Source organism: Rhodococcus sp. B7740, from assembly GCF_000954115.1.
Lineage (GTDB): Bacteria > Actinomycetota > Actinomycetes > Mycobacteriales > Mycobacteriaceae > Rhodococcoides.
Map to the genome: position 1 here is coordinate 139,536 of NZ_CP010797.1, position 24,152 is coordinate 163,687.

At 63.2% G+C, this 24,152-nt stretch carries 24 protein-coding genes; 10 read left to right on the top strand and 14 right to left on the bottom strand.

The annotated features are described in order from the left end of the window. Positions 1-91 precede the first annotated feature (91 nt). Positions 92-1,339 carry a TetR family transcriptional regulator C-terminal domain-containing protein gene (locus tag NY08_RS00615; RefSeq protein WP_032395055.1) on the bottom strand — a complete coding sequence of 416 codons (1,248 nt, stop codon included), beginning with the start codon at positions 1,337-1,339 and terminating at the stop codon, positions 92-94. Positions 1,340-1,512: 173 nt separating this feature from the next. Between NY08_RS00615 and NY08_RS00620 the strand changes: the two genes are divergently transcribed. Then, positions 1,513-1,773, top strand: coding sequence for a LuxR C-terminal-related transcriptional regulator (locus NY08_RS00620; protein ID WP_045194314.1), 261 nt, complete (start codon positions 1,513-1,515; stop codon positions 1,771-1,773). A 4-nt stretch (positions 1,774-1,777) separates the two neighbouring features. Here the strand turns inward: NY08_RS00620 and NY08_RS00625 are convergent, their stop codons facing one another. Beyond that, positions 1,778-2,431, bottom strand: a complete 654-nt coding sequence (locus NY08_RS00625; protein ID WP_032395057.1) for a DedA family protein — start codon at positions 2,429-2,431, stop codon at positions 1,778-1,780. 87 nt (positions 2,432-2,518) lie between these two features. On the opposite strand from NY08_RS00625, the gene NY08_RS00630 reads away from it, so the two are divergent. Further along, positions 2,519-3,538, top strand: coding sequence for an SMP-30/gluconolactonase/LRE family protein (locus NY08_RS00630; protein WP_045194316.1), 1,020 nt, complete (start codon positions 2,519-2,521; stop codon positions 3,536-3,538). A gap of 61 nt (positions 3,539-3,599) precedes the next feature. Here NY08_RS00630 and NY08_RS00635 read toward each other — a convergent pair whose 3' ends face one another. The 3 genes from NY08_RS00635 to NY08_RS00645 are packed head-to-tail and all read right to left on the bottom strand — an operon-like array spanning position 3,600 to position 5,094. Then, positions 3,600-4,085 (bottom strand): SRPBCC family protein, encoded by a 486-nt coding sequence (locus NY08_RS00635; RefSeq protein ID WP_045194318.1) that lies wholly within the window; start codon positions 4,083-4,085, stop codon positions 3,600-3,602. Between the two features lie 4 nt (positions 4,086-4,089). Continuing rightward, entirely contained in the window at positions 4,090-4,431 is a 342-nt protein-coding gene (locus NY08_RS00640) for an ArsR/SmtB family transcription factor (RefSeq protein WP_032395060.1), read from the bottom strand. Positions 4,432-4,464: 33 nt separating this feature from the next. After that, positions 4,465-5,094, bottom strand: coding sequence for a TetR/AcrR family transcriptional regulator (locus NY08_RS00645; RefSeq protein ID WP_045194320.1), 630 nt, complete (start codon positions 5,092-5,094; stop codon positions 4,465-4,467). 98 nt (positions 5,095-5,192) lie between these two features. On the opposite strand from NY08_RS00645, the gene NY08_RS00650 reads away from it, so the two are divergent. From NY08_RS00650 to NY08_RS00665, 4 genes are all read left to right on the top strand, one after another. Continuing rightward, complete coding sequence (locus NY08_RS00650) at positions 5,193-6,527, top strand: alpha/beta hydrolase family protein (protein WP_235387050.1); 1,335 nt, start codon at positions 5,193-5,195, stop codon at positions 6,525-6,527. A 109-nt stretch (positions 6,528-6,636) separates the two neighbouring features. Then, positions 6,637-7,326 carry a DUF998 domain-containing protein gene (locus NY08_RS00655; protein ID WP_082073946.1) on the top strand — a complete coding sequence of 230 codons (690 nt, stop codon included), beginning with the start codon at positions 6,637-6,639 and terminating at the stop codon, positions 7,324-7,326. Between the two features lie 65 nt (positions 7,327-7,391). Then, entirely contained in the window at positions 7,392-7,961 is a 570-nt protein-coding gene (locus NY08_RS25030; protein ID WP_052683684.1) for a DUF3558 domain-containing protein, read from the top strand. Between the two features lie 13 nt (positions 7,962-7,974). Then, positions 7,975-8,370 (top strand): hypothetical protein, encoded by a 396-nt coding sequence (locus NY08_RS00665; RefSeq protein ID WP_158462492.1) that lies wholly within the window; start codon positions 7,975-7,977, stop codon positions 8,368-8,370. 60 nt (positions 8,371-8,430) lie between these two features. On the opposite strand, the gene NY08_RS00670 is transcribed toward NY08_RS00665, so the two are convergent. Next, entirely contained in the window at positions 8,431-9,804 is a 1,374-nt protein-coding gene (locus tag NY08_RS00670) for a dicarboxylate/amino acid:cation symporter (RefSeq protein WP_045194324.1), read from the bottom strand. Positions 9,805-10,124: 320 nt separating this feature from the next. On the opposite strand from NY08_RS00670, the gene NY08_RS00675 reads away from it, so the two are divergent. Both NY08_RS00675 and NY08_RS00680 read left to right on the top strand, forming a co-directional pair. Then, positions 10,125-10,802: a SanA/YdcF family protein gene (locus NY08_RS00675; RefSeq protein WP_045194325.1), complete on the top strand. Its 678-nt coding sequence runs from the start codon at positions 10,125-10,127 to the stop codon at positions 10,800-10,802. 188 nt (positions 10,803-10,990) lie between these two features. After that, on the top strand, positions 10,991-12,586 hold the full coding sequence (locus NY08_RS00680; protein WP_045194327.1) for an ABC-F family ATP-binding cassette domain-containing protein: 1,596 nt from the start codon (positions 10,991-10,993) through the stop codon (positions 12,584-12,586). A 9-nt stretch (positions 12,587-12,595) separates the two neighbouring features. Here the strand turns inward: NY08_RS00680 and NY08_RS00685 are convergent, their stop codons facing one another. From NY08_RS00685 to NY08_RS00720, 8 genes are all read right to left on the bottom strand, one after another. After that, the gene (locus NY08_RS00685; protein WP_045194329.1) at positions 12,596-14,212 is read right to left on the bottom strand and encodes an AMP-binding protein; all 1,617 of its coding nucleotides are present in this window, start codon (positions 14,210-14,212) and stop codon (positions 12,596-12,598) included. Positions 14,213-14,232: 20 nt separating this feature from the next. After that, the gene (locus NY08_RS00690; RefSeq protein ID WP_144407292.1) at positions 14,233-15,345 is read right to left on the bottom strand and encodes a DUF2786 domain-containing protein; all 1,113 of its coding nucleotides are present in this window, start codon (positions 15,343-15,345) and stop codon (positions 14,233-14,235) included. 277 nt (positions 15,346-15,622) lie between these two features. Further along, positions 15,623-16,432 carry a hypothetical protein gene (locus NY08_RS00695; protein WP_045194332.1) on the bottom strand — a complete coding sequence of 270 codons (810 nt, stop codon included), beginning with the start codon at positions 16,430-16,432 and terminating at the stop codon, positions 15,623-15,625. A 184-nt stretch (positions 16,433-16,616) separates the two neighbouring features. Next, positions 16,617-18,215, bottom strand: a complete 1,599-nt coding sequence (locus NY08_RS00700; protein ID WP_052683686.1) for an FAD-dependent oxidoreductase — start codon at positions 18,213-18,215, stop codon at positions 16,617-16,619. 47 nt (positions 18,216-18,262) lie between these two features. Next, entirely contained in the window at positions 18,263-19,282 is a 1,020-nt protein-coding gene (locus NY08_RS00705; protein WP_045194336.1) for an AurF N-oxygenase family protein, read from the bottom strand. Positions 19,283-19,375: 93 nt separating this feature from the next. Beyond that, the gene (locus tag NY08_RS00710; protein WP_052683687.1) at positions 19,376-20,677 is read right to left on the bottom strand and encodes a T3SS (YopN, CesT) and YbjN peptide-binding chaperone 1; all 1,302 of its coding nucleotides are present in this window, start codon (positions 20,675-20,677) and stop codon (positions 19,376-19,378) included. Between the two features lie 91 nt (positions 20,678-20,768). Next, the gene (locus tag NY08_RS00715) at positions 20,769-21,935 is read right to left on the bottom strand and encodes a hypothetical protein (RefSeq protein ID WP_052683688.1); all 1,167 of its coding nucleotides are present in this window, start codon (positions 21,933-21,935) and stop codon (positions 20,769-20,771) included. A 48-nt stretch (positions 21,936-21,983) separates the two neighbouring features. Next, a complete protein-coding gene (locus tag NY08_RS00720; RefSeq protein ID WP_094647322.1) occupies positions 21,984-22,658 on the bottom strand; it encodes an NUDIX hydrolase in 675 nt (224 codons plus the stop codon). A 61-nt stretch (positions 22,659-22,719) separates the two neighbouring features. On the opposite strand from NY08_RS00720, the gene NY08_RS00725 reads away from it, so the two are divergent. Further along, the gene (locus tag NY08_RS00725) at positions 22,720-23,646 is read left to right on the top strand and encodes an ADP-ribosylglycohydrolase family protein (protein ID WP_045194339.1); all 927 of its coding nucleotides are present in this window, start codon (positions 22,720-22,722) and stop codon (positions 23,644-23,646) included. Continuing rightward, a complete protein-coding gene (locus tag NY08_RS00730) occupies positions 23,643-24,152 on the top strand; it encodes an O-acetyl-ADP-ribose deacetylase (protein WP_045194341.1) in 510 nt (169 codons plus the stop codon). The genes NY08_RS00725 and NY08_RS00730 overlap by 4 nt, the downstream gene beginning before the upstream one ends.

Here is a 24,152-nt window from a genome sequence, read left to right on the forward strand (position 1 = left end):
TGCCGGGTGTAGCAGCCAGATGACATCCTGGCAGCCCCCGATCACCTCGCCGGCGGGATCCGGCGTTCGATGACACACTGCCGGTCGATGTTCAGTGCGTACCGAGTCCGTCGAGGAGAAGTTCACCGACGAACGTCGCGTTGTCCTGCGGGCTGTTCTGTCGTCGGGTGAAGCATCGCATCAACAGAGTGTTGGTGATTCCGGCAGCGAGATCCACTGGGCTCGAGCTCGTTCGGAAAATGCCGGTGTCCTGTCCTCGCGCGATGACCGGTGCAATGATCGCCGGCAGGTTGAGCTTCTCCTTGATCGAGATCAGCCCCTCCGGCTCGCCGTAGGTGTCGTGTGCGACGGCGACGAGGAGAGCGTCCATGAACTCGAGTTCGTCGGCGGCAAGTTGCGCGCACCGCAGCATGTGATTCCGCAGAATCGTGAGCTCGTCGAGGCCCAGCAACTGGTCGTCGGCCACCGACTCGCGAAGACGATCGACTCGACTCTGCAGTGCTGCAACGATGACGGACGGTTTGGTCGGAAACAGTGTCTTGCACGCCGCCCTCGGCACTCCCGCGATATCGGCGACGTCGTCCATTCGCGTCATGAAGTAGCCTCGCTTTCCGAACTCGTCGCGCGCAGCGGTGACGATCGCAGCACGCGGATCGCGGGGCAGCGGCCGCTCTTCGCCCGAGACACCGACTTCCCCCACGACGTCATCGAGGTGCTGATGATGCCCCGACGTGTCGACGACGGCCCCTAGGAAGGCGAGCAGCGCATCGGACAACACATCGGCCGATACGGAAGCGGCGTCAACCTGACTGCGGATGCGAAAGCCGTCCACGACGGCATTGACCGTCACGGCGAACGATCGGGCCGTGAAGGGACGGCGAAAGGCTCCACCGTCGGGAGCGAACAGAACCTCGAATGCGTCGAGCACGGCGTCGTCTCGCAGGCGGTACTCAGCGGCGAGTGCCGCGGAAGCGGGTCCGCGGAAAACATGGTCGAGAAGAGACGCGGTGGTGCTCTTCCGGTCGACGATTGCCGGGAAGTGGTCCGCGACGAGCGCCGACACCGATGCGCGAATCGACGCGCCGCTGTTCGTCATCTGCGCGCGAACGATGTCGTGGATGTCGACCGGTGGAGGAGTACGGGACAAATGTTCGACGACCGCGGTGAGGAAGTCGGATTTGGTCTTGAACTTGCGGAAGAACGTCGCCGTCGACGAGTCGGTCTCGTGGACGACGTCCTCGATGCGCAGTCCGCGTTCGAGGATCTTGCGCGGATGTGCGATCAGCAATGACACACCCGCCTCGACGAAGTGGGCGGCGGTCGCGTCGAGCTCGGTCATAGAGGCGGACTTTACCCAGGTGGGGACAAGATCGAGGTCGCGGGCGACAGTATTCACTCTCAGGTGAGAGCGACCTCGGTCATTCCTCGGAGTGACCCAGCGGAGCGGTTGCGGTGTCATTGGCCGTGTTCGCGCCACCGGGACAGCGGCGGTGCCCGACACCAAGGACCTCCATGACAGTGCTCGATATCCGCGTCGGCGACGCACCCGACCCCCGGCTCAGCGCTCGTGAAATCGAAGTACTCACGGCCTGGCTCATCTCGGATTCCAAAGCGGAGGCGTCGCGTTCGCTCTATCTGTCGATGGGAACCGTCAATACACATCTGACTCGCATCAGAGCGAAATACACGGCGGTGGGGCGAACTGCACCGACCAAGGCGACGTTGCTGGTGCGTGCGCTGCAGGACGGGTTCATCGACATCGACGATCGTTGAGCGGCTATTGCACCTCGACGCGTCTGGACTTGATCTTCTTCACCACGAACCAGGCGATCAGCGCGACGACTATGCCGATGACGACGTACTGGAACACCGAGGCGTAGTTCTCCACGTAATGCCAGTTCTCGCCGAGGAAGTAGCCGGCGAGTACGAAGATCGAGTTCCAGATCAGGCTGCCGAGAGTGGTGTACAGGGTGAATTGCAGAATCGGCATCCGGGACACGCCGGCCGGGATGGATATGCCCGAACGGACGACCGGGATCATGCGGCCGAAGAACACTGCCGACCGACCGTGACGGGTGAACCAGTCCTCTGCCTTGGTCAGATCCTCGGTGCCGACGAACGGCATCTTCTCGACGATGGCATACATCCGATCGCGGCCGAGCTTGATGCCGAGCCAGTACAGGACGAGTGCGCCGAGCACCGAGCCTGCCGTCGTCCAGAACAACGCACTCAGCAGCGTCATGCCGCCCTGCGACGCGGTGAACCCGGCGAGAGGGAGGATGATCTCGCTGGGAAGGGGTGGGAAGAAGTTCTCCGCGGCGACGGCGATTCCGGCCCCAGGGCCGCCGATGGCCTCCATCAAACTCACTGCCCATCCGGCGATCCCTCCGAGGTCGCTGTCGGCTGCGGCAAGGGAGGAAAGGGCACTCATGGCAACGACTGTACGAAACCGACGCCAGGAAAATCTGCTCACCAGGACAAATGCCCGAGAATTGAGACATATGGAACACTCGACGGTGTGAACCGAGTCTCCCGAGTAGTCCCCGCTGTTGCCGTTGCCACACTCCTGCTGAGTGCCTGCGGGTCGTCGGATTCGGCCGAGCCGGCACCGAGCACCCCGAGCGGTTCCTCCTCGTCGGCGGCAACGTCATCGAGTTCGAGCACCGCAACGGTCTACGACCTGCCCGGTAGCGGAGTGTTCCCCGAGGGCATCACCGCCGCGGACGACACGTTCTACGTGACGTCGACGTCCGACGGAGCGGTGTTCCGCGGAACCGTCGGATCTCCCGATGTGTCGGTGTTCCTACCCGGCGGCGCGGACGGACGCACCGGTGCTGCGGGTATCGATGTGACCGATGACGACGATCGCGCCGACTACCTGGTGATCGCCGGTGGAGCCACCGGCAAGGTGTGGGTGTACGACGCCGAATCCGGTGACCTGGTGGCCACGTTCACCAACGGTCTCGGTGCGGACGCGACATTTCTCAACGACGTCGCCATTGCCGACAACGGCGATGCCTACGTCACGGATTCGCGCAGCCCGGCGTTGTACCGCATTCCCGCCGAACAGATGACCGCCGGAATGCAGGACGGACCGTTGGAAACGTTCGTGAGCTTCGACGGCACTCCGTTCGCGTACGGGGAGGGGTTCAACGCCAACGGCATCGTGGAGAACGACGACGAATCTGCGTTGATCGTCGTGCAGTCGAGCACCGGCAACCTGTATCGGATCGACAAGACTTCCAAGGAGGTCACACAGGTCGATCTCGGGGGAGCGACACTCATGAACGGCGACGGGATGGAGATGGACGACGACACGCTGTACGTCGTTCGCAATCGCGACGGTCTCATCGCGAAGGTGGATCTCGACGACGACGGAAGAACCGGCGCGGTCACCGGCGAGATCACCGACGCATCGTTCGCGTATCCGACAACCGTTGCAGCGATGGACGATCGGCTGTACGTGGTGAACAGTCAGTTCGACAAGCGTGGGGGAGAGCCCGTCGAGCCGTTCACCGTCAGCTCGGTTCCGGAGTAGAGCGGCTGCGCCGCACGTGCATGAAAGTTCGTAGCAGAGACCGAGTTTCCGTTCACAACGATCAGTCGGCGACGATGGCGTCGATCTGACCGAGTGCCAGTGCCATGCCCTCGTCCATGCCCATCTCGACGAGTTCTTCGAGCTGGCTGAGGCTGTCGAATCGCGAACGTATGGTCATACGTGTTGTGCCACCGACGTCTTCGAGGGTAGCGGTGGCGTGGGTGACGGGCATCGTCGACGACGGGTTGCCGGAGTCGTCGGCGAAACCGTCATCGAAGGACAGTGTGGTCGGCGCGGAGATCTCGGTGAAAAGCCACCAGCCGGCGGCTTTTTCGCCCTCAGGGCCGGTCATGTAGTACGACGCCCTTCCGCCCGGAACGAAGTCGTGGCTCTCGAAGGTCGCGGGCCACGTTGGCGGTCCCCACCAGCGCTCGAGTTGTCGTGGGTCCTCCCAGATCTGCCACACCCGTTCGACCTTCGCGTCGAACTCGGCGACCATCGTCATGGTCAACGTCTCCGCATCCTTGTGGGAGCTGATGAACGGCATGGATTCAGCCTTTCTCGTCGTGGGAAAGTAGTTCGTCGATCCGGTCGACTCGACGTCGCCAGATCTCTTCGTATGCGTCGAGCAGTGCGCGGGCTCGTGCGATGGTGTCCAATCGAACTCGCACGATCTGCTCCCTGCCACGCTTGTGTTTCGTGATCACGTCGGCGCGTTCGAGAACGGCGACGTGCTTCTGCACAGCGGCAAAACTCATGGCGTAGTGAGCCGCCAATTCCGACACCGACTGTTCGCCGACAGTGACCCTCGCGACGATGTCACGCCGGGTCTTGTCGGCGAACGCCTGGAACAGGCGATCGACCTCGTCGTCACTCAACTCATCTACAACCATTTGGTTGTAGATTATTCCGGGATTCAGGTCTCGTCAAGAGTGTTCGGCGTCGGTCGTCGGCGTTCGCCGTAAAGAACCGATCGCAGCCGAGACCACGGTGTCGATGAATTCCGCGTCGCACGGAAGTCGGGTGAGGAGATGGCGAAAATGGATAGGAGCGATGAGTAGCTCTATCGCGGTGCGGGCGTGTGCGTCGGCACCGGCGGGGATCTCACCACGTGCGATTGCATGCCTGATCATCACTTGGTTCACCTCGAAACGCTTATGCCAGAATGTTTTCCGTGCCAGTTCGATCTCGGGGGAGTCGGTGACGAAGGCGAGCGCTCGAACCAGGCCATGGCCCAGGGGTGAGTTCAGATACGCGCTCAAAGTGGTGGCAAGCGCCGTCAGATCCCCGCGTAGCGAACCGGTATCGGGCCGTGGGAGGGTGTGCTCGCTGGCGGCGAGCATCGCCTCGAGTACAAGATTTTCTCGAGTGACCCACCGTCGGTAGACAGTGCTGTCGCGTACGCCAGCGCGGCGAGCGATGTCCGGTATTCCGACCTTGTCGACGCCGCCCTCGATCACGGCGTCCAGCACAGCCTGGTGTACCGCGGCTCTGACCTGAGCCGTCCGCCCCCCGGGCCGTCGGCGTGGTGCAACGTGCGCGGTGTCGTCATCCATTCGTGAATGCTATTGCAGTGTTCCTTGCTTTAGTCGATCGAGCCGCCTACCGTGCGTTAACGCAGAACTTTCTGCTTTGAGCGGCGGGGGAGCAGCCAGTGACATCGTTGACTGATTGGGGACGACGGATAGCGGTCAGCGTGAGGGCACTGACCCACAGGACGGAGAGTGCAGCACACAGGCGAGGTGTCGCGCCGTTTCTGCCACGGCTGTTCGTCGACCGCTTCACGCATCTCGGCGGAATATCGGATGCCGAGTTCCGGCGTCAGTTGTCGGAATGTCGTTCGTTCGATGATGACCGGTGGGCTCCCTATTGGTCGACTTTCGCCGACCGATACCTCGCGCGCGCAGACGAGGCCTTGTCCCGATTGGGTGCCCCCGCGAGTGCCCGGCTGCTCGACGCCCCCGACCCCTCAGCGCTGACGGCTCTGGGTGAGGCACTGGAATCAGCGGCGACGATTCTTGCCGATCGTGGCACGGTTGCGGATCCGGAGGCACCGGCACGTTTCGTCGTAGAGCACCCCGAGGCATCCGATGCGGTTGTTGCGATGGACGGATTTATCAAAGCAGTGGTGTACGACTTCGTCGCCGCGTGGCCTGGCGGGAGTCCACAACGCCAGCGTGCCTATCGGCGCTCGTCGCGCCTGTCGGAGGCGTTGTTGCAGGCCATGGCGCCGACGATGGGGTACGACGTCGAAGTGCTCGACATCGTCCTGCCCGGCACCACCGATCGAGTCCACGGCGTTCTCGCGTTGCCGATCGGTGCGACGAACATGCCGACGGTTCTGGTCTCGAACGGATTGGAAGGCACCATCGCCGAGACTCTCTTTCCTCTCCTGGCACAGCGCGACGCCGGTCTCGCGACCTTCGTCATGGAGATGCCCGGCACATACTCGTACAGCGAACCCATGACGGTGGCGTCCGAGAACGTGTACAGCGCGGTGATCGACTTTCTCGCTGCCGATGAGCGCATCGACGCCGAGCGGCTCGGCATCATGGGTTTCAGCTTCGGCGGCTACTGGGCGGCGCGCATGGCCGCAGTGGACCCTCGTCTGAAAGCGGTGGTGTCCAATGGGCCGCTAACGCATCGCAGTTTCGGTGTCCTCAATGCGATCGGCATGCCAGAGGTGATGCTGTCGACACTGAGTCGGACGCTCGGTGCCACCAGCACTGCCGGCCTGTTGCGCAAGGTGTTGAAACTCTCTCTGCAACAACTCTATCGGGAGATCGGCATCCCCCTGTTGGTGATCAACGGGGCCCGGGACACGCTGGCCAGTACCCGCGACTCGATCGACCTCGCAGTCGCTGCACCTAACGCCCAGCTGGTGCTCTACGCCGACGACGACCACTGTGCCATGGGCAATGCCGAGCACTGGTCGTTGCTCTCGACGCGCTTCCTCTGCGAGCATCTTCTGGCCCCGTCGACGAAATAGCTTTGGCGGCCCTGAAAGCCGGTGTCCGGGTGACGTCATCGAACAAGGGCAATCGTTCAGGCACCATGGAGTGTGGGCAGCCGACCGTGCCGTCCTGGAGGAGAGCGACGTGCAGATTCGACCGGCCATGATCGGAGCACTGACGATCGTGCTGGGCGCACTCGTGGTGCTGGTTCTCGATCTGCTCACCGCATGGCAGACGCCCTCCCATCTGCGCCGGACGATCAGCGAATACGGACTCGGCGCGCAGCAGTGGGTGTTCTCGATCGGCGTCGTACTGCTCGCATTCGGTTCTGCACTCACCCTCGCGTCCGCGATTCGACATCGTCTCACTCGGCCCGGTGCAGCCGCCTCGATCTTCCTCACGCTGTGGACCGTGGGGCTCATTGCCGTCGTCGCTGTGCCGAAGCAGGACTGGTCGAACGACGCCTCCCTGAGCCTCGGCGGGACGATCCACAGGTTGGGGGCTGCCGTGGCGTTCGTCAGCATCCCGGTCGCGGTGTTCGCGTTCTCGCGGCCCTGGCTTCGGGACACCGTGTGGGCAGTGCGCGCCCGCGTGACCATGGGACTCAGCGTGCTCTCCGTCGTGACACTGATGCCCATCGTCTACGCGCTGGCAGTGGGAGCAACCGGCTCGCGGCCTTGGTACCGCGTCGTCACACTCGGCTACGTGGAGCGGGTGCTCGTCGTCGCCGAAGTGATCGCATTGATATCGCTGGCGCTGTGGGTGTGGGCGGCAGAACGTAGGAGCCTCACCTCGAAGCCGACTCGGGAGCTGCGAGCCTCGCAGACCGTCTGAGGGAACCGATCGAGCACGCGTCGCGTCCAACCGTTCAGTGACGTCTGTGTCGAGAGGTTGAACGAATGCGGCTGGTGGGTGGGCGTTTGCTCGCGGTGGTTTGTGCTTCGGCGCTGGTGCTGACGGGGTGTGGGGGCTCGACGCAGGGCAGCCCGGTCGCGAGTGGGGACGCCTCGACGGAATCGACGACGATGGCGGCCGGTCCGGAGCCATTCGATCCATGCACCATTCCGAAATCTGCCGTGACGGCAAGTGGATTGGACGTGAGTACCGAGAGATCGGACTTCGCGGGAATCGGGACTTACCCCGGCTGGAAGAACTGCACGTGGGACGGGCCGTCTGGAAAACCTTGGTACTACTTGGCGGTTATGTCATCGAAGAACTCCATTGACGAGTACCTGAACAGCCCGCAAAACGACCGACAGGTTCCCGTACGCGTCGGTTCACGCGATGCCGTTCGATACCACGCTCCTTACCAGAGCGACTTGCCTGACGGGTGCGACATTGCCCTCGACGCAGGCGGCAACTTGATCATCTTCAAGCTCGACACAATCGGATCTGAAGAGACCGTGGGAGACCCGTGCAGGGAAGTCAGCAGACACGCAAGCGATCTCGAAGCGTTTCTACCGAAGTGAGTTGGTGATTCTGGTGACTGGCAATACGCAGGGCTTTACGGACAATCTCCTCTACTGGCAATCGGTGCGCGACCAGGCTGCTGCGGGTGAACTGCACGTCGAGACTGAAATTGCGCAGGAATGCGACAAAGTCTGCGCGGACTACCTTGTGGATCTGAGCAAGCAACTCGAGTTCACGCAGATGCTGTCATCTCCCGAAGCATTCGGCGACTTGCCTTCGGCCCAGATGCTCGGTGCCAAGTTCCATCGTCTCGCGGTCGGCGAAGAACGCTCTGCGCGCTTCGCGATCAAGCAGCAGATCGAGATCATCAAGACGATGCGGGAGTTCTTTCGACACTATTTCGCCAGTGTCGAGGCGACCGATACAGACACCGCTTCCGCGGTCGAAGCCCTGTCACCACCGCGATAGACGCCGAATCCCGACGACCCAGGTGCTCGGTCGTCGGGAATCGCAGATCGAATTGCTCTGTCAGCGAGCGAGTTCCACGTCCGCTTCCTCATCGACGAAGGGGTCACCGTTTCGCGGAGCGTTGTAGCGCTCGAGGTCGAGAATTCCCTCACGCTTGGCGACGATGGTCGGCACCAATGCCTGACCGGTCACGTTGACTGCGGTGCGTCCCATGTCGACGATCGGTTCCACCGCAAGCAACAGACCGACACCGGCCAATGGCAATCCGAGTGTCGACAGCGTGAGGGTGAGCATGACCGTCGCACCCGTTGTTCCTGCCGTTGCAGCAGAACCGATTACGGATACCACGATGATCAGCAGGTAGTCGGTGATGGTGAGATCGATGCCGTAGAACTGAGCAACAAACAGTGCTGCGATTGCGGGATAGATTGCCGCGCAACCATCCATCTTCGTCGTCGCACCGAGTGGCACCGCGAACGACGCATACTCACGCGGCACGCCGAGGTTGCGTTCGGTCACCCGCTCGGTGAGCGGCAGAGTTCCGATCGACGAGCGCGACACGAAGCCCAGCTGCGTGGCCGGCCACACTCCCGAATAGAAGTTGCGCACCGAAAGGCCATGGGCGCGAACGATCAACGGGTACACGACGAAGAACACCACAGCCAGGCCGATGTAGATCGACACGGTGAACACGCCCAGCGAACCGATCGCGTCCCAGCCATAGGTTGCGACTGCGTTGCCGATGAGGGCGGCGGTGCCGATCGGTGCCAGGCGAATGATCCACCACAGCACCTTCTGCACGATCGCCAGCAACGAGGCGTTGAACGCGAGGAAGGGCTCGGCCTTCTTGCCGACCTTGAGTGCCGCGATGCCGATAGCCGCGGCGATCACCAGCAACTGCAAGATGTTGAAGCTCAATGATGTGGTTGCGGTACCGCTCTCGGCGACCGTGGTTTTGGCACCGAGAGCGAAGAAGTTGCTCGGCACCAAGCCGGTGAGGAACGACCACCACGACCCGACACTCGACGGATCTCCTGCCGAGCCGGCTCCCGCGCTGGTTCGCGATCCGGGCTGCGCGACCAGTCCGATGACGATGCCGATGATCACAGCGATGAAGGCCGTGATGGCGAACCACCACAGCGTCTGAATGGCGAGGCGGGCAGCATTCGTGACTTCACGGAGGTTGGCGATGGAGCTGACGATTGCCGTGAAGACCAGCGGAATGACCGCGACGGTAAGTAGCTTGACGTAGCTCGAACCGATGGTCGAGAGGGTGCCGACCAACCAGTTGTCGTTGCCGTCGGCCGCGTCGGGCATGGATCGAGCGATCAGCCCGAACACGACACCGAGCACGAGACCGGCAACGATTTGTGGACCGAACGCGGTTGCCCAGGTGGGGACACGGCGCGTACGGGTAGCGCTGGGCGCAGACATGGATATGCCTTTCGAAAAGGAGAGGTGTCGCCAGGGATGGGAGACAGAAGTGCTGGTCGGCCGATGGGCCGAACTTCAGGGGGTTGCGGTCTGGAGTTCCGTCAACAGGTAGCGCTGGCTTGCAGACGCAAGTCGACATACCGTCGAGAGGTCAGCAGCGGATTCACTGATCGAACGGTACTCCGCCTCCGAACTGCGCAATCAAGCAGGGGCGGGCTCTGAGGGATCACTGTGGAATCGGTATGGGTGCGCTGCGGCGATCCTCGGTCGCCGTATTCGTGGGTTAGCTTGAGGTTTCCTGACGACGACGAAACGAGATCATGAGTACCGAATCGAAGCCCCGAGGATTGGGCCGGCGACTCGTCGGTGCCTTCTGCGCGGTCGTCGCGGCCCTGGTTGCCGTCGTTCTGGCATCGGCCGGTTGGGTGGCGTATGCGACGGCGGGGAAGGTCTACGACGTCGACGATGCGCCGGACGCGCCGGTGGCCATCGTCCTCGGTGCACAGGTACGCGACGGCAAGCCGATGCGATTTCTGGCCGGACGGCTCGACACGGCGATTGCCTTGATGGCAGCGGGGAAGATCAAGGCAATCCTGGTCTCCGGTGACGCGGACGGCAACTCCGGCAATGAGATTCAAGCCATGACCGACTACCTGATCGAGCACGGAATCGACCCCAGTGTGATCATCGGAGACGATCACGGCATCGACACCTACGACACCTGCGCCCGCGCAAAGGAGACGTTCGGCGTCGAACGGGGACTGATCATCAGCCAACCCCTCCACGTGTCGCGAGCAGTAGCGTTGTGTGAGGATATGGACCTCGACGTCGACGGAGTCACGGCCGAGTGCATCGACTGCAATACCCTTGCAGTGGTGCGTAACTACGCGCGAGAGTTGCTGGCGCGCCCCAAAGCGGTACTGGATCTGTGGTCGGGTCGCGACCCCGTGGTGGTGTCTCCGCCCGTCGATTCTCTTGCGAACATCACCGATCGATGAGTGTTCCGAGCGCGCATATGCGATCCGCTCCTCAGTTTTGAATATGTGCCGCCGATCGGCGTCGGTTATCCGAAACTGGGGAGCCGATCAGAACCGTCGACGTGGGAAGACGCAGGCTGAAGCGCGGCTAGAGTGAGCGAGCCCGGTTCGACGACTCAGCGGACCCGTGTTTCAGGAGAAGTGAACGCTTGAGCTGGATTCGCTTGAACGGCGTTGCCAAGGGATACGACCAGAAGGTGATGCTGCGCGAGGTGTTCTTTCGTCTCGCCGACGGTGATCGCATCGGGCTGATCGGGCGCAACGGAACGGGCAAGACCACCCTGCTGCAGCTTCTTCTCGGGCGTGAGACACCCGATTCCGGAACCGTCGACGTCACCGAGGGCGCACGAATCGGATACTTCTCGCAGTTCTCCGAACTGGACGGCGATCGCAGCATTCAAGCGGAGCTCGAATCGCTGTTCGGCGCTGTCCACGCTATCGAGACCGAATTGGCCGAGGTCGAGGCCGCAATCGGAGGTGACCTCGACGAGAAGCAGATGTACAAGCTCGTCGATCGCCAAGCTGAACTGCTCGATGCCATGGAGAACAGTGGCGGCTGGACCTATCACCAACAGATCGACACGGTGCTGTCCATGCTCGGATTCAACGCCGAACGCCGCGAACTACCCGTCGATCGACTTTCCGGCGGCTGGCGCAACCGCGCAGCGCTGGCCAAGATCCTCATCGAGGCGCCCGACGTTCTGCTACTCGACGAGCCGACGAACTTCCTCGACGTGGCCGGCATCGCGTGGCTCGAGCGCTGGCTGCGCGACTTCCGCGGAGCCCTTCTCGTCGTCTCGCACGACCGCGCATTCCTCGAACAGGTCGTCACCAGCATCGTCGAAATCGAGAATCATCACCTCCAGACGTACGACGGTAGCTACTCGGAATACGTTCAGCAGAAACAGTTTCGACTCAAGAACCTCGAACGCGAGTTCAGCAACGAGCAACAGTTGCTGGCATACGAGCAGGAGGCGATCAGCGATCGCAAGGAAGCGGTGAAGAACCCCAGCGGGGTGCTCAAGCGTCGGCTCGCGAACATCAAGAAGAGCAAGAGTCCGCGTCCGGTCGATACGGTGGTCACTGCGATCTACGGCGGACTGCACGTCCACGACAACCTGGCCGAGATCACGGGCATCTCCAAAAGCTATGGCGAGCAACGACTTTTCGAGAACATCTCGTTCACCGTGCATCGCGGCGACCGTATCGCCATCACCGGACCGAACGGATGCGGCAAGACGACCCTCGTCGACATCCTCGTCGGTGCCGAGCAACCGGACAGCGGCAAGATCAAATGGAAGACCAAAGCGCCCTCGTTCATCTACTACAACCAGGTGCTCGCCGATCTCGATCTCGATGACACGGTGTCGCACTCGGTGAACGCGATGCCGGGTAGTCTCGCTCTGACGGCGACGAAGAAGGAAGTCCACCGCTTTCTCACGTTGCTGCAGTTCTCCGAGATGGACCTCAAATCGAAGATCGGCGTTCTGTCCGGTGGCCAGAAGGCGCGAGTGGCTCTGGCTCAGTGCCTCCTGTTCGGTGCGGGCGTCATTGTGCTCGACGAGCCCACCAACCACCTCGACCTACAGAGCACCCAGGTTCTCGAACGTGCCCTGATGGCGTTTCCCGGCGCGGTGATCCTGGTGAGCCACGACAGATTCTTCGTCGAAAAAGTGGCGTTCCGGCAGCTGTCGTTCGACGGCAAGGGCGGCGTCACCGAAATCGCGGGCGTGCAGATGGCGTAACGGTGTTGGCTACCCGTTGATCTTCGACGCGGACGTGCCCCACTCGGCGTCGCGCAGCTCCTTTTTTCTGATCTTGCCGGTCGATGTCTTCGGCAGGTCGACGATGAATTCGACGTTGCGCGGGGCTTTGTACGACGCGATGGCCGATTTCACGTGCGCCACGAGCTCGGCTTCCGAGGCGTCCGCGCCGGGCACCAGCACCACGAACGCCTTCGGTCGCTCTCCCCACTTGTCGTCGGGAACCCCGATGACCGCAACATCGGCGACGGCAGGATGGCTCGCCAGCGCCTGCTCCACCTCGATCGTCGAAATGTTCTCGCCGCCGGATATGACGACATCCTTGGCGCGATCGAGTAACTGAACATAGCCGTCGGGATGCATCACCCCGAGGTCACCGGAATGGAACCAGCCGCCCGCGAAAGCCTTCGTCGTTCCGGCGGTGTCGTTGTAATACCCCTTCATGACGTTGTTGCCGCGCATGACGATCTCGCCCATTTCGCCGCCGTCGGGTTCGACGTCGATCAACACTCCACCGGGACCGGGCTTGTCGCGTACCACGCGCAGACGGTCCGCAGTGAGCATGCCGACTCCCTGTCTGGCCAAACGACGAGCCTGTTCGTCGGCGTCCAGTTCGAGCCACTCCTGCTTTGCCTCGCACACCGAATAGGGACCGTAGGTTTCGGTGAGGCCGTAGACGTGTACGAGCGTTGCTCCCAATGCTCGGATCTTGGCGATGATCGTCGGGCTCGGAGGAGCTCCCGCTGTGACGATGGTCAGCGGTCGATCGAGTGAATGTGCCTCTGCAGCAGTGGCGAGAGTGGTCAACACGGTCGGCGCACCGGCAAGGTGATCGACGCCGTTGTCGATGGCCGACCAGATGGCGTCGCCGCGCACTCCGCGAAGGCATACGTGTGTGCCGGACGCGGCTGTGACCGCCCACGTGGTGCACCACCCGTTGCAGTGGAACATCGGCAGCGTCCATAGATAGCGGGTGTCGATACCGAATCCCTGGTGGTGCAGTTCGCCCAGGGAATTGAGGTAAGCACCGCGGTGGGTGTACATCACGCCCTTGGGCCGACCGGTGGTGCCCGAGGTGTAGTTGATCGTGATGGTCGAGGTCTCGTCGTCGACCTCCCACTCGAGCGAATCGTCGGAGCCTCGCTCGAGGAAAGCGTCGTATCGAGTGGTGTGCGGCAGCTTGGCGTATGTGCCGTCGACGGCGGGTGTTTCGACGATCTCACGGACCGAGTCGGCGATCGGATCCGTTCCGAGTCCGGTCAGCAGCTCCGAATCACCTACCAGCAGAACCGAACCGGAGTGATCGCAGATGTAGCGAACCTCGGCGGGCGACAGTCTGGTGTTGATCGCGACCAGAACGGCACCGGCCAGCGGCACCGCATAGTGCGCGAACAGTAGCTCCGCCGAGTTCGATGCGATGTAGGCCACCCGATCTCCATGGCCGACACCCGACGCGCGCAGTGCGTGCGCGAGCCGAGTGACAGTGGCGGCGAACTCCTCGTAGGTGAATGTCCTCGGCCCGTCCACCACGGCGGTCTTGTGGGGGTGGACCTCCGTTGCGCGTTCGAGAAAGCGCAGGGGCGTCAAGGGAGTATCGAGACCGGTCATGGCAGTCAATGTAGCGCGCACTACGAGGCCAGATCGGATTTGTCGATACGTTCGCGCCCACCGGTAAGGTCGGCGCGTTCGGCGGCAGCGCGGCCGGCATACGATCCCGCCGCATTGTTGCTGCTGAACCTGATCGTTTTCGTCGCCGGATACCGGGCGGCGTACACACGATCCACGGCATCGGATCGCTTCGCCAGGATGGGCACCAGAGCCGATCCGTGTTGCTGTGTTGCCGCCGCCGTGGCTCGCTTACGTGCGTCCTGGAGTCGTTCGCCGACTCGATGGGCGTATGCGATCAAGAATGCGTTGCGGAAGCTGCATGTGCGCGTAGTCGGAGATTCGGCGACCTCGTCGAGTGCACGTGCCGACTGGACCAGCAGCGAGGTGTACAGCAGCTCGCACAGATCGAGATCGACGGGCATGCCGATGACGCTGGCGAGCAAGTACTTCTTCTTCCATACCGTCCTGGTGCCATTTGCATGACATACGCAGTGCAGCAGAAGCAGTTTGGCTTTGGAGTACGGATTGCTCACCATGATGCGACGGGTGACGACATCGTCGACCAGGCTGCGATGGTTCCCCGCGTCGAGAAGCGCGCTGTCGATCGCGCAGCGGGTCATCAGATCCTGGGCCTTGGCCGATAATGCCTCGGCCTCAGCGGGGAATTGCGTCGACTCGGCTTTGGCCAGCAGCCCTCGTATCCTGCCGAGCATCTTCGAGTCCACGGCCTGCCGCGGACCGGCAGGTGTGGTGCGTGTTGTCCATCGAGTGGGAGGGGGTAGGAGTGTCTCGAGGGGCAACAGCCATGTTGCGCAGCCGAGTACGAGTAAAAGGGTGTACCACGACTGCGCCGACGATCGTCGGTTGTACGACCGCCACCGCCGAAGGCGCTCGGCCGTCGTGCCCCCTGCGTAGTCGATGTGCAGCTCGGACAATTCATCACGCCAGGAACCCGGAGCGAGGCGCTCCGCCGAGCTTCGCGCCGCGTGTGCGCCGATAGCCTCGACCATGACCACAGTGGCGTCGCCTCCGGCGCACTGGCGGGTTACGTGCACCAGTTCGGCCGGCTGCCAACCATTCTCGAAAGCAGCGTCGAGAGCCTCGTCGAGTGTTCGCGCTGCGCGGTCGTGCACCGGACGACTCTGTTGCTCGCCCACAGCGGCCAAGCGTTCTGCAACCAGCCGGACCCTGTCTCTCCCGGCTGATCCGAGTTGAGCGAAACCGATTCCGCTGTCGAGCAATTCGCTCGGGTCGGCATCCTCCCGCGCGTTCGTCGCGCGCGTGTACTTGAAAAAAACTGTCCAGATCGATACGACTCATCGTCGTCCCCTCCACGTCCCCCGGTGTGGTCCCCGAACTGTTCGGTGAGACGCAGAGTAAGGGAGGGGTCCGACAAACTATTCGAGCGTGTCAGCGAGGAGCGAGCATCTGCAGTAGTTCCTCGACGGACGGCAGGCCGGGTATCACGGGAAGGTTCGGAACAGGAGCGGCGGCGGGCAGTGCCGTCAATTCGATGCCGCCGAGGCCCGCCATGACGTCGTCGGTGTTGGATCGGGTCGGTCCGTATGTATTGGATGCAATGACGAAGTCATCGCCGATCGACGCGGACGCCACCACACTCGATCGGTCGTCGGCCCATCCCCACTTGGTCCCGGTCACGCCGGGCAACTGCTCGGTGCCCCAGTCCTGAACCATTCCATCGCGTGCCACAGGAGCCGCGGTGTTCATCCATGCGAGGACGGGGCTGGCGGGATCGGTGCGCTTCTTCGCCGCCAGGAATCGAACGGTGTCGGCTGTGCTCGTGGACGAGTTGCCCCAGAAACCGCCCCGCGAGGTAGAGGTGAGTCCGTATTCCGCGGCGGTTGCCGAAATCGCCTGTGGGTATTTGTTGTCGAGCGTCGAAGCGGCACCGTCGTCGCTGACCTGGACCATCCTGGCGGCCAGGTCGAGGTCTCTGGGCGAACCGTCGCCGAAGCGGACGACGTAGTCGGCCATGTAGAGCTTTACCGTCGACAGTCCTGGGCGCGCCGAGTTGTCCTCCGCGCTGCCCACGTAGGTCCCCGTCGGGATGTGTTCGTACGAGATCGAGGTTCGGGCCGGGACATTTGCGAGGTCACCGGGCGTCGGCAGAGCCTGGGCCGGTACCGCGCACACCAACGCCACGGCAATACCGACAATTGGGACAGCGGTCCTGGTGAAGATGCGTCGCAGGGCCGTCATCTCGTACTCCTCGAGGTGTTGGCCCGCCGCGAATCGGTGGCCGATGCTTCGGTTTACCCCGATGGTCGACGCTTCAACCTCGACACTGTTTCCCTGGTTCTGCGGCCTTCGTCACCCGGATGAATGTGGCTTTCTTGCAGTTGGAGTGACCGAAAGGCGCATTGATCCCAACCGAGGTGAGCAATCAGGAGCGGCGCAGGGCCAGCAGCCTGTCTTTCGAGCGTCGTAGCGTGCCCCGGTTCGCCCCGGCAGGCCAGGTGTCGGGCAGCTCGATCGGATCCGTCAGGCGACCGGCGTTGAAGTCGTCGACCAAATGGCCGACGGTTTCCTGAGCGCAGGATTTGTTGGTGCCGATGAATCCCGAGGGACCCCGCTTGATCCACCCGGTGACGTAGCTGCCGACCGAAGTCTGCCCGCCGGATTCGTCCAGCACACGGCCGCCGGTGTTGGGAATGATGCCCGCCCGGTCGTCGAACGGAACTCCCGGAAGCGCGACACCGCGGTAGCCGATGGAGGTGAGGACGAGTCCGGCATCGATGCTCTCCACGTCGCCGGTCGGAGTGCTGCGAACCACGTCGTCGCCGTCCGCGGAGAGGCCCATTCGGTCGAACTCGATTCCCGTCACGCGGTCGGTGCCCAGGATTCTGGTGGGAGAGAGAAGGTAGCGCAGAGTGATTCGCTTGCGGCCGTCGCTGTGCTCGGGGGATTCGTCGACGTGGCGAAGCAGTTGCAGCTTCTGTGCCACGGCGTGGGGTAGGTCGTCGGTCGCGGCGAGTCGGACGGTGACGGGATCGAGTGCGAGTTCGCTGCGATCGATGGCCAGGTCGATATCGGGGACGGTCAACAATCCGGCGAACTCGGGCACCGTGAAGGCGGACTGAGCAACTCCGCGTCTGCCGACGACGACAACTTCACGAACTGCGCTGTGGCGCAGGGCGTCCAAGGCATACGGTGCGATGTCGGTCGGGGCGAGCGAATCCGGATTCATCGTCAGAATGCGCGCGACGTCGAGTGCAACGTTGCCATTACCGATGATGACGGCACGTTCGTGCGAAAGGTCGAAGGTGCGGTGCGCGTGATCGGGGTGGCCGTTGTACCAGGCGACGAAGTCGGTCGCCGAACTGCGCCCGGGCAATTCGGCTCCTGGAATGCGGAGCTCGCGATCCGATGATGCCCCGACGGCGTAGATCACGGCATGGTGGGTGTCCATCAACTCGTCGTGGGTGACGTCCTTGCCGACCTCCACGCCGAGGTGGTAGGTGAATCCCTCTTGCGCGGAGATGGTTTCGAACAACCGGGACACCTGACGTGTCTTCTGATGATCGGGTGCGACGCCGAGTCGGGCGAGGCCGTGAGGCCGCGGAAGTCGATCGTAGACATCGACGCGAACGCCGGGTTGGGTGAGCAGCTCGTCCGCTGCGTACATGGCCGACGGTCCCGATCCGACGATTGCGACTCGTAGCGGCTGACGATCCCTCGATACCGAGGCTGCAGGGGTGACCGGTGCCAGGATGGGCCGCGGCGGGCGCTCCTGCTTGTAGAAATCTGCATTGATCGTCAGGAACGGCAGTTGGGCCTCGGTCAGTTTTGCTTGCGGCACAATGGCGTCGACGGGACAGGCCGAAACGCACGCGCCACAGTCGACACACGATTGCGGGTCGATGTGCAACATTTCCGCCGTCAGGAAGTCCGGCTCGTCTGGAGTGGGATGAATGCAGTTGACGGGACACGCGTAGACGCACGATGCGTCGCTGCAACATGACTGGGTGACGACGTGGGGCATGAGGGGTTCCTGACGGCAGAGGCAAGAATGGCTGAGCGGCGAGAGGGCTATGCGGCGAACTGGCTCGAGCTGCGGTCGGGTTCGCTACGGAAACGCGACGCTTTGCCGTCGATTCCGCACAGCTTCCACACCAGGCGAGCAGCGCGGTTCATCATGCCGGTGTCGGTGGCCAGCATGCGCACATCTCCGAAGTAGTCCTGGAGCGCGTGCTGTGATTCCTCGGTGCCCCAGAACAGGTCCTTCTTCACCTGCTTGGGAATGTCGAACTTGGTCCAGAACTTCTTCGGCGGAATGACGATGACGTCGCACAGGATGCGCATCGTGACCGGGAAGGCCAGCGAGAGCAGGAACCGCCCGGCCTTGGACATCTTGGGAACGCGACGTCGCAGCAACTGGTGCGCGAACGAGATGTGTCGTGCTTCCTCGGCGACGTGAATTGCCATGACGCTTTGCATGATCGGATGAATGTCTTCACCGGACCGCAGGACCGACTTCTGAATGTGGTCGATGGGTTCCTCGCCTGCGAGAACGCCGACGAAGAACAGTTCGGGCAGCAGCGTGGCGAACAGGGGAATGAACGGCGAGAGCATCTTCATGGGCCGACTCATGCCCGGAGCGTCGGAATCGACGCGGTTGACCATCTCCTGGAACATCAGGGTGTGGTTGCACTCTTCGATGGATTCGTGAGTGCAGTAGCGGGCCTCGGCCGAGCCGTTGGGCAGCGCGAACACGTACTGCATCATGCCGCGGATCAGGATGTTCTCGAACTGAAGACCGACCTTGGCGACGTTGGCCTGGCGCCACATGCCGATCTCGATCTGCTTCTCGAGCGGTAGTGCGCGGTACCAGTCGTGGCCGCCGATCGGGTCCGTCTTGGCGGGGAGTACCCAGCGGGGATCGTTCGCAGGTACCGCGAACTTCTCTGACTCCCAGTCGATGTCGACGTACGGATCGAAGTGCTTGTGCACAGAACCCTCGGACAGCAAAGTGAGCGTCTCGTTGTACTGCTGTTCGTCCGTGGTGTCGGTATCGACCGAAACGGACGTGGTGCCTGTCGTCAGTGTCATGGCTTCTCCAAACGAGGTGCGAACATAGGGTTAATGTAACCCCAGTTAACATGAAAGGGAAGCGCGTAGAAGAAAATCCTGTTGGGTCGCCGCCTACTGTTCCTCCGAACGCTCGTCGGAGATCTCTGCCACCTCGTCGGTCTCGAACAGCTGCAACTGGATCGCCGACGGATCGACCACCGGCGTGACCTGCTCGGGTGTGCTGCGCAGTACCTCGCGCAGAGCGGTAACCGCGCGGCCCCACTTGCCGGCTTCTCGGTCTGCCTCGTCGACGTCGCAGTGTTCGTCACCGAGATCTGCAGCGACGGCCATACCCCGCCACGACGCCTCCTGCTCGGCGCTGATGCGCAGGTAGGAGACGACGACATCGCGATCGGAGGAGCAACGACCGAGGACGGCGTCGAGGTCGAGGGATTCGTCGGACCGGTCGAGAAGCTCGACCAGTTCGAGCAGCCCGTCCGGAAAGTCGTCCGCGTCGATCGGCGGCGGAGTCGGTTCCCCGAGTGCGCCGCCGAAATCCTCGGCGAACTTCTCGTCGACCTGCTCCCACACGTGGCTGAGCATTCGCACCGCCCACAGCAGGTGATCGGCGACGAAGGGGGACCCGCTCACTCGCACCTGCGCGACGATGCAGTCCTGCACCAGGTGCAGCATCACGTCGGGGAGTTGCAGATTGAGATCGACCAGCAACTCGGCTGCGCGGGTTCGTCCGGATACGGCGTGCACCAGCGTCGAATTGATCTCGACCACCGGTTCGGTGGGCTTGACCGACACGTACGCGGTACCGCCCGCGAACCGCAGGGGGATGTCGCCGTCGGGGTCGTGATCCGGCGGGAAGCCGAACCATGGCTCGAGGGCGCGGTCGACGAGTTGCTGTAGGTGCTCCTTGCCCTTCGGTTGCACGCACAGTGGGACGACGGCCGTGTCGGTGTCGGCGGTGGTGGCGTCGAAACTCGGGACGTCGTAGCGACCGGTGGCGCGTGAGCCCAAGAAGGACGGGTGGGGCAGACCCCAGATGTCGCGAAACACCGCGACGGTCTTCTTCGCCAGATCATCGGACCACGAGCGATTTCGGTCCACGTGTGGTGCCGTGGGCTCCGAATCGACCGACGTGCGAAATCCGATATGGCTGAGCGCATCTCGCTGCTCGACGGTGATGGCGCGGCTACTGTGCAGATACTCGTTAGCGGGAATTTCACAGCGGACCATATCCAGATCCCAGGCATAGAACTGCACACAGGCGGCGGTGTCGGGCACGCCGTCGGTGGTGTCGTAACGCGACTCGATCACCAGCGCATCGCCGTCGCGCATCGCGCTGACGTAATCGCCGAGCTTGCGCTGGAAGTGCATCCAGGCAGCATCGACGTCGAAGTCGAACTCGAGTGAATCGCTCATGTCGGCTCCTTACCCAGATCGCGTCGACGTAACGCGCAGTCGGTGACGCTAGCGGCGACCACCGACAGGGTCTCGGCGCTCGCGTGGGCTGTCACGACGATGCCGAATCCTCGACCGAGCCGTAGAGCGGGTCGTCCTGCGACTCCTCGTCGATCACACCGAACGGCTGCGCCTCGGCCACACCGTCCAGCACTGCCGGACGCAACGCGTGCGGAACGGCGAGTACTTCCTCGATCCTGACGAGGATGCCCTGCTCGATGAGTGATCGAACGCGGTGGTCGATCAGCTGCGCCGTACGGAGATCCTCACCTTCGAGCTCGGCGTAGTCCTCGCCCTCGTTGTTGATCGGCAGCTCGTCGGTCATGGCAGCCAGCAGCGTCTGCACCGCGAACGTGTTGGCCAGCGACCGTGACACGTCGGGGTCGTCGGCGTCTCCCGACAGCTGCACGCGAACGTGTTCGGCAACCAGCTCGTGCACGGTCTCGGCTCCACGGCCGGCCAGCGAATGGGCGTTGTCTCCCGGCCGGGCGGTGTCTCCATCGATGCGAATCAATTCGGTGGCGATGGCCGTCGACCAGTAATCGGCCGCGGCACCCACATCGAGCCGAGCAGGATCGACCAGGGTCGAGCCGACGGCCTCCTGCAGGTCGGCGTTGTCGGCCACCGGCAATCCGTCGGCCACACGCGCGACGATGTCATCGAGGGCGGGCAGCAGCGGAAGCGCCGAGATCGCGGCGAGTTCCTGGGCCAGGGAAACGTCTGGCAGGTCGATGTCGTCGGCATCGAGCATGTCGGGCTCGTCGCCCTCGAGGAAGTCCGAGAGGTCTTCCATGCAGTGCGCGTAGTCCTCGGGGCTGCCGTCCCAGAGATCGGTCTCGTCGAGGAATGTCAGGTATTGCAGCGAGGTGAGAACGAGATTGACCGCGGTGTCCTCCGCAGTGTCGGACTCTTCCTGCAGGATCCGTTCGGCCGCATCCACCAGCAGGTGCGCGTCTGCGGGAAGCCAGGCGCTGGGCGAGAATCCCTGACGCGCACCGGCCAGTTGGGTCAGTGTCGACGACACGAGCCGAGAGATGGCCTCCGACTGTTCCGACATCTCGCTCTCGTCGAGCCATTCGACGAAACCGTCGATCAGGTCGGCGATGCGTTCGGTGACGGCACCGGTCGGGGCCGGTCGGGATTGCTGGTGACGCCGTTGCCGGGCCTTGGTCTTTTCTGCGCGTTTCTGTCCGCGGTTGGCAGGCCGCTTCGATCCCATGACTCCCAGCTTATCTGTTGGCATGTCCGGTTTCGCCGATCCGTGCCCTCAGCGAAGAAGGAACGATCCCGCAGCCGCGGGAAGAGCTGGATCCGCGGCACGGCGATACAGCTCTGCGGGGCGGCCGCCACCTGCGGTCGAGGTTGCGCCCGTCCCTTGCAACGAGCCGATGACGTGGCGTCGGAAAGTGTCTTTCGGCAGCGGGCGATCGAACACGATCTCGTACAGCTCACGGAGTTCGAGAAGGGTGAATCGAGCGTCCGTCAACAGCGCGGGATCGACCTCACGCGCGTAGCGGTGACGGAGGTCGAGCACCGCCTCGGTCACCATGTCGCCGTGATCGAAGGCCAGCGACGAGACCGGTTCCGAGCCGTCGATCGGCATCGATTCTGTTGTGGGAGCAAGTGATCGAGCCGATATCGCTGCGCTGTGCGCCATCGACAGTACCCATCCGCGGTCGTCGCGATCAGGACCGTCGAACATCCTCAGCTGATGAAAGGAGAGATCGATCAGGCCTGCCTTCGTCCTCAACGCGCGGTCGGCCGCGTCGGCGAGAGTCTCCGACGGCCGCAGGAAAGTGCCCGGTAACGCGAGGCCGCGGTCCGACCGAACGACGACGACGTGCAGTCGCCGTTCGCGGATGGTCAGTACTGCGACGTCGACGGCCACCGAGGGGCGCGGATAGTCGGTCAGAGCCTTGCCGTCTTTGTCTCGCCACGTCATGCCTTGCATCTTAGCGCCGATGTGATCTATGGTTAGCGCAATATCAATCTAAGGGGTAGAGATGCGGTTGACCGACATTCAGCACGATCGGGCGCGAGGGGTTCTGCTCGGAACCGCGGTGGGCGATGCGTTGGGCGCAGGATACGAATTCGGGTATCCCACGTCCGAGGAGACCATCGCCATGATCGGCGGCGGGCCATCCGACTGGGCTCCGGGCGAATGGACCGACGACACCTCGATGGCGCTTTGCATCGCGCGCGCACTCGAGCAGGGCGGCGACGTCGACGAGATCGCCGGGTACTTTCGCGACTGGTTCGACCAGAACCCTCCGGACGTGGGGAACCAGACTCGGCTGGTGCTGTCGCAGCCGACACTCGACGGTGCCGATATGACTGCGGCGGCAGCGTCGTTGGCCGGTAGAACCGGCGGCAACGGATCACTCATGCGAACGGCACCGGTTGCCCTGGCCTACCTCGACGACCCGGCCGGTTGTCGAGATGCTGCGGCGCGAATCAGTGCCCTCACCCACTCCGATCCCCGTGCCGGTCAAGCGTGTCAATTGTGGAGTCACGCAATTCGATACGCGATTGTGAACTCCACCTACGACGGCGTGACCGAGTTCTTGAACGAGGCCGAGGCCGACGTCCGCGAGTTCTGGCAGCCCCTGCTTCGTCAGGCACAGGAGGGGCAGCCGTCCGACTTCCCGAACAACGGCTGGGTGGTCCACGCTCTGCAAACGGCGTGGTGGGCAATCCACCGATCTGCCGACGCGGAGCAGCCCCTGCCCGCCGCTCTCGTACTGTGCGTCCGCGCCGGCGGCGACACCGACACCACGGCGGCCATAGCCGGAGGACTCCTGGGAGCGCGTTGGGGCGCATCGGCGGTGCCGAGCGAATGGCGCGACATCGTCCACGGCTACCCGGGATTGCGCGCCGACGACCTCGACCGAATCACCTCGAACATCATTGCAGCGAAGGAGCCTTCATGACAGTCATCGACGTCGTCCAGAGCGACATCACGGACGTGGCGGCAGACGCGATCGTCAACGCTGCCAACACGCGATTGCTCGGCGGCGGGGGAGTGGACGGTGCCATCCATCGAGCCGGTGGACCCGAGATCCTCGCAGAATGCAAGGCGCTGCGGGCCACCACCCTGCCCCACGGCCTCGACATCGGGGCAGCCGTCGCCACCACCGCGGGCCGACTTCGAGCCGGCTGTGTCATCCACACCGTCGGCCCGCGCTACTCCCCGCACGAGGACAGATCGGAGCTGCTGCGACTGTGCTACGCCCGGAGTCTGGCGCTGGCAGCGTCGATGAACATGAAGTCCATCGCATTTCCACTGGTTTCCGGCGGCTCCTATGGATGGCCGATGCAGGATGCAGTCACCCAACAAGTCCTGGCAGTCAAAGCTGCCCGACCGTCGGTCGACCTCGTCATGCTCGTCGCCTACTCCCACGAAGCCGCGGACCTGACACGGCGGTTGGTGGGTTGA

Bases quoted from the DNA above. Each gene is read 5' to 3' on its own strand.
- NY08_RS00615 (WP_032395055.1), bottom strand. From the start codon at position 1,339: ATGACCGAGCTCGACGCGACCGCCGCCCACTTCGTCGAGGCGGGTGTG.
- NY08_RS00620 (WP_045194314.1), top strand. From the start codon at position 1,513: ATGACAGTGCTCGATATCCGCGTCGGCGACGCACCCGACCCCCGGCTC.
- NY08_RS00625 (WP_032395057.1), bottom strand. From the start codon at position 2,431: ATGAGTGCCCTTTCCTCCCTTGCCGCAGCCGACAGCGACCTCGGAGGG.
- NY08_RS00635 (WP_045194318.1), bottom strand. From the start codon at position 4,085: ATGCCGTTCATCAGCTCCCACAAGGATGCGGAGACGTTGACCATGACG.
- NY08_RS00640 (WP_032395060.1), bottom strand. From the start codon at position 4,431: ATGGTTGTAGATGAGTTGAGTGACGACGAGGTCGATCGCCTGTTCCAG.
- NY08_RS00645 (WP_045194320.1), bottom strand. From the start codon at position 5,094: ATGGATGACGACACCGCGCACGTTGCACCACGCCGACGGCCCGGGGGG.
- NY08_RS25030 (WP_052683684.1), top strand. From the start codon at position 7,392: ATGCGGCTGGTGGGTGGGCGTTTGCTCGCGGTGGTTTGTGCTTCGGCG.
- NY08_RS00670 (WP_045194324.1), bottom strand. From the start codon at position 9,804: ATGTCTGCGCCCAGCGCTACCCGTACGCGCCGTGTCCCCACCTGGGCA.
- NY08_RS00675 (WP_045194325.1), top strand. From the start codon at position 10,125: ATGAGTACCGAATCGAAGCCCCGAGGATTGGGCCGGCGACTCGTCGGT.
- NY08_RS00685 (WP_045194329.1), bottom strand. From the start codon at position 14,212: ATGACCGGTCTCGATACTCCCTTGACGCCCCTGCGCTTTCTCGAACGC.
- NY08_RS00695 (WP_045194332.1), bottom strand. From the start codon at position 16,432: ATGACGGCCCTGCGACGCATCTTCACCAGGACCGCTGTCCCAATTGTC.
- NY08_RS00700 (WP_052683686.1), bottom strand. From the start codon at position 18,215: ATGCCCCACGTCGTCACCCAGTCATGTTGCAGCGACGCATCGTGCGTC.
- NY08_RS00705 (WP_045194336.1), bottom strand. From the start codon at position 19,282: ATGACACTGACGACAGGCACCACGTCCGTTTCGGTCGATACCGACACC.
- NY08_RS00710 (WP_052683687.1), bottom strand. From the start codon at position 20,677: ATGAGCGATTCACTCGAGTTCGACTTCGACGTCGATGCTGCCTGGATG.
- NY08_RS00715 (WP_052683688.1), bottom strand. From the start codon at position 21,935: ATGGGATCGAAGCGGCCTGCCAACCGCGGACAGAAACGCGCAGAAAAG.
- NY08_RS00720 (WP_094647322.1), bottom strand. From the start codon at position 22,658: ATGACGTGGCGAGACAAAGACGGCAAGGCTCTGACCGACTATCCGCGC.
- NY08_RS00725 (WP_045194339.1), top strand. From the start codon at position 22,720: ATGCGGTTGACCGACATTCAGCACGATCGGGCGCGAGGGGTTCTGCTC.
- NY08_RS00730 (WP_045194341.1), top strand. From the start codon at position 23,643: ATGACAGTCATCGACGTCGTCCAGAGCGACATCACGGACGTGGCGGCA.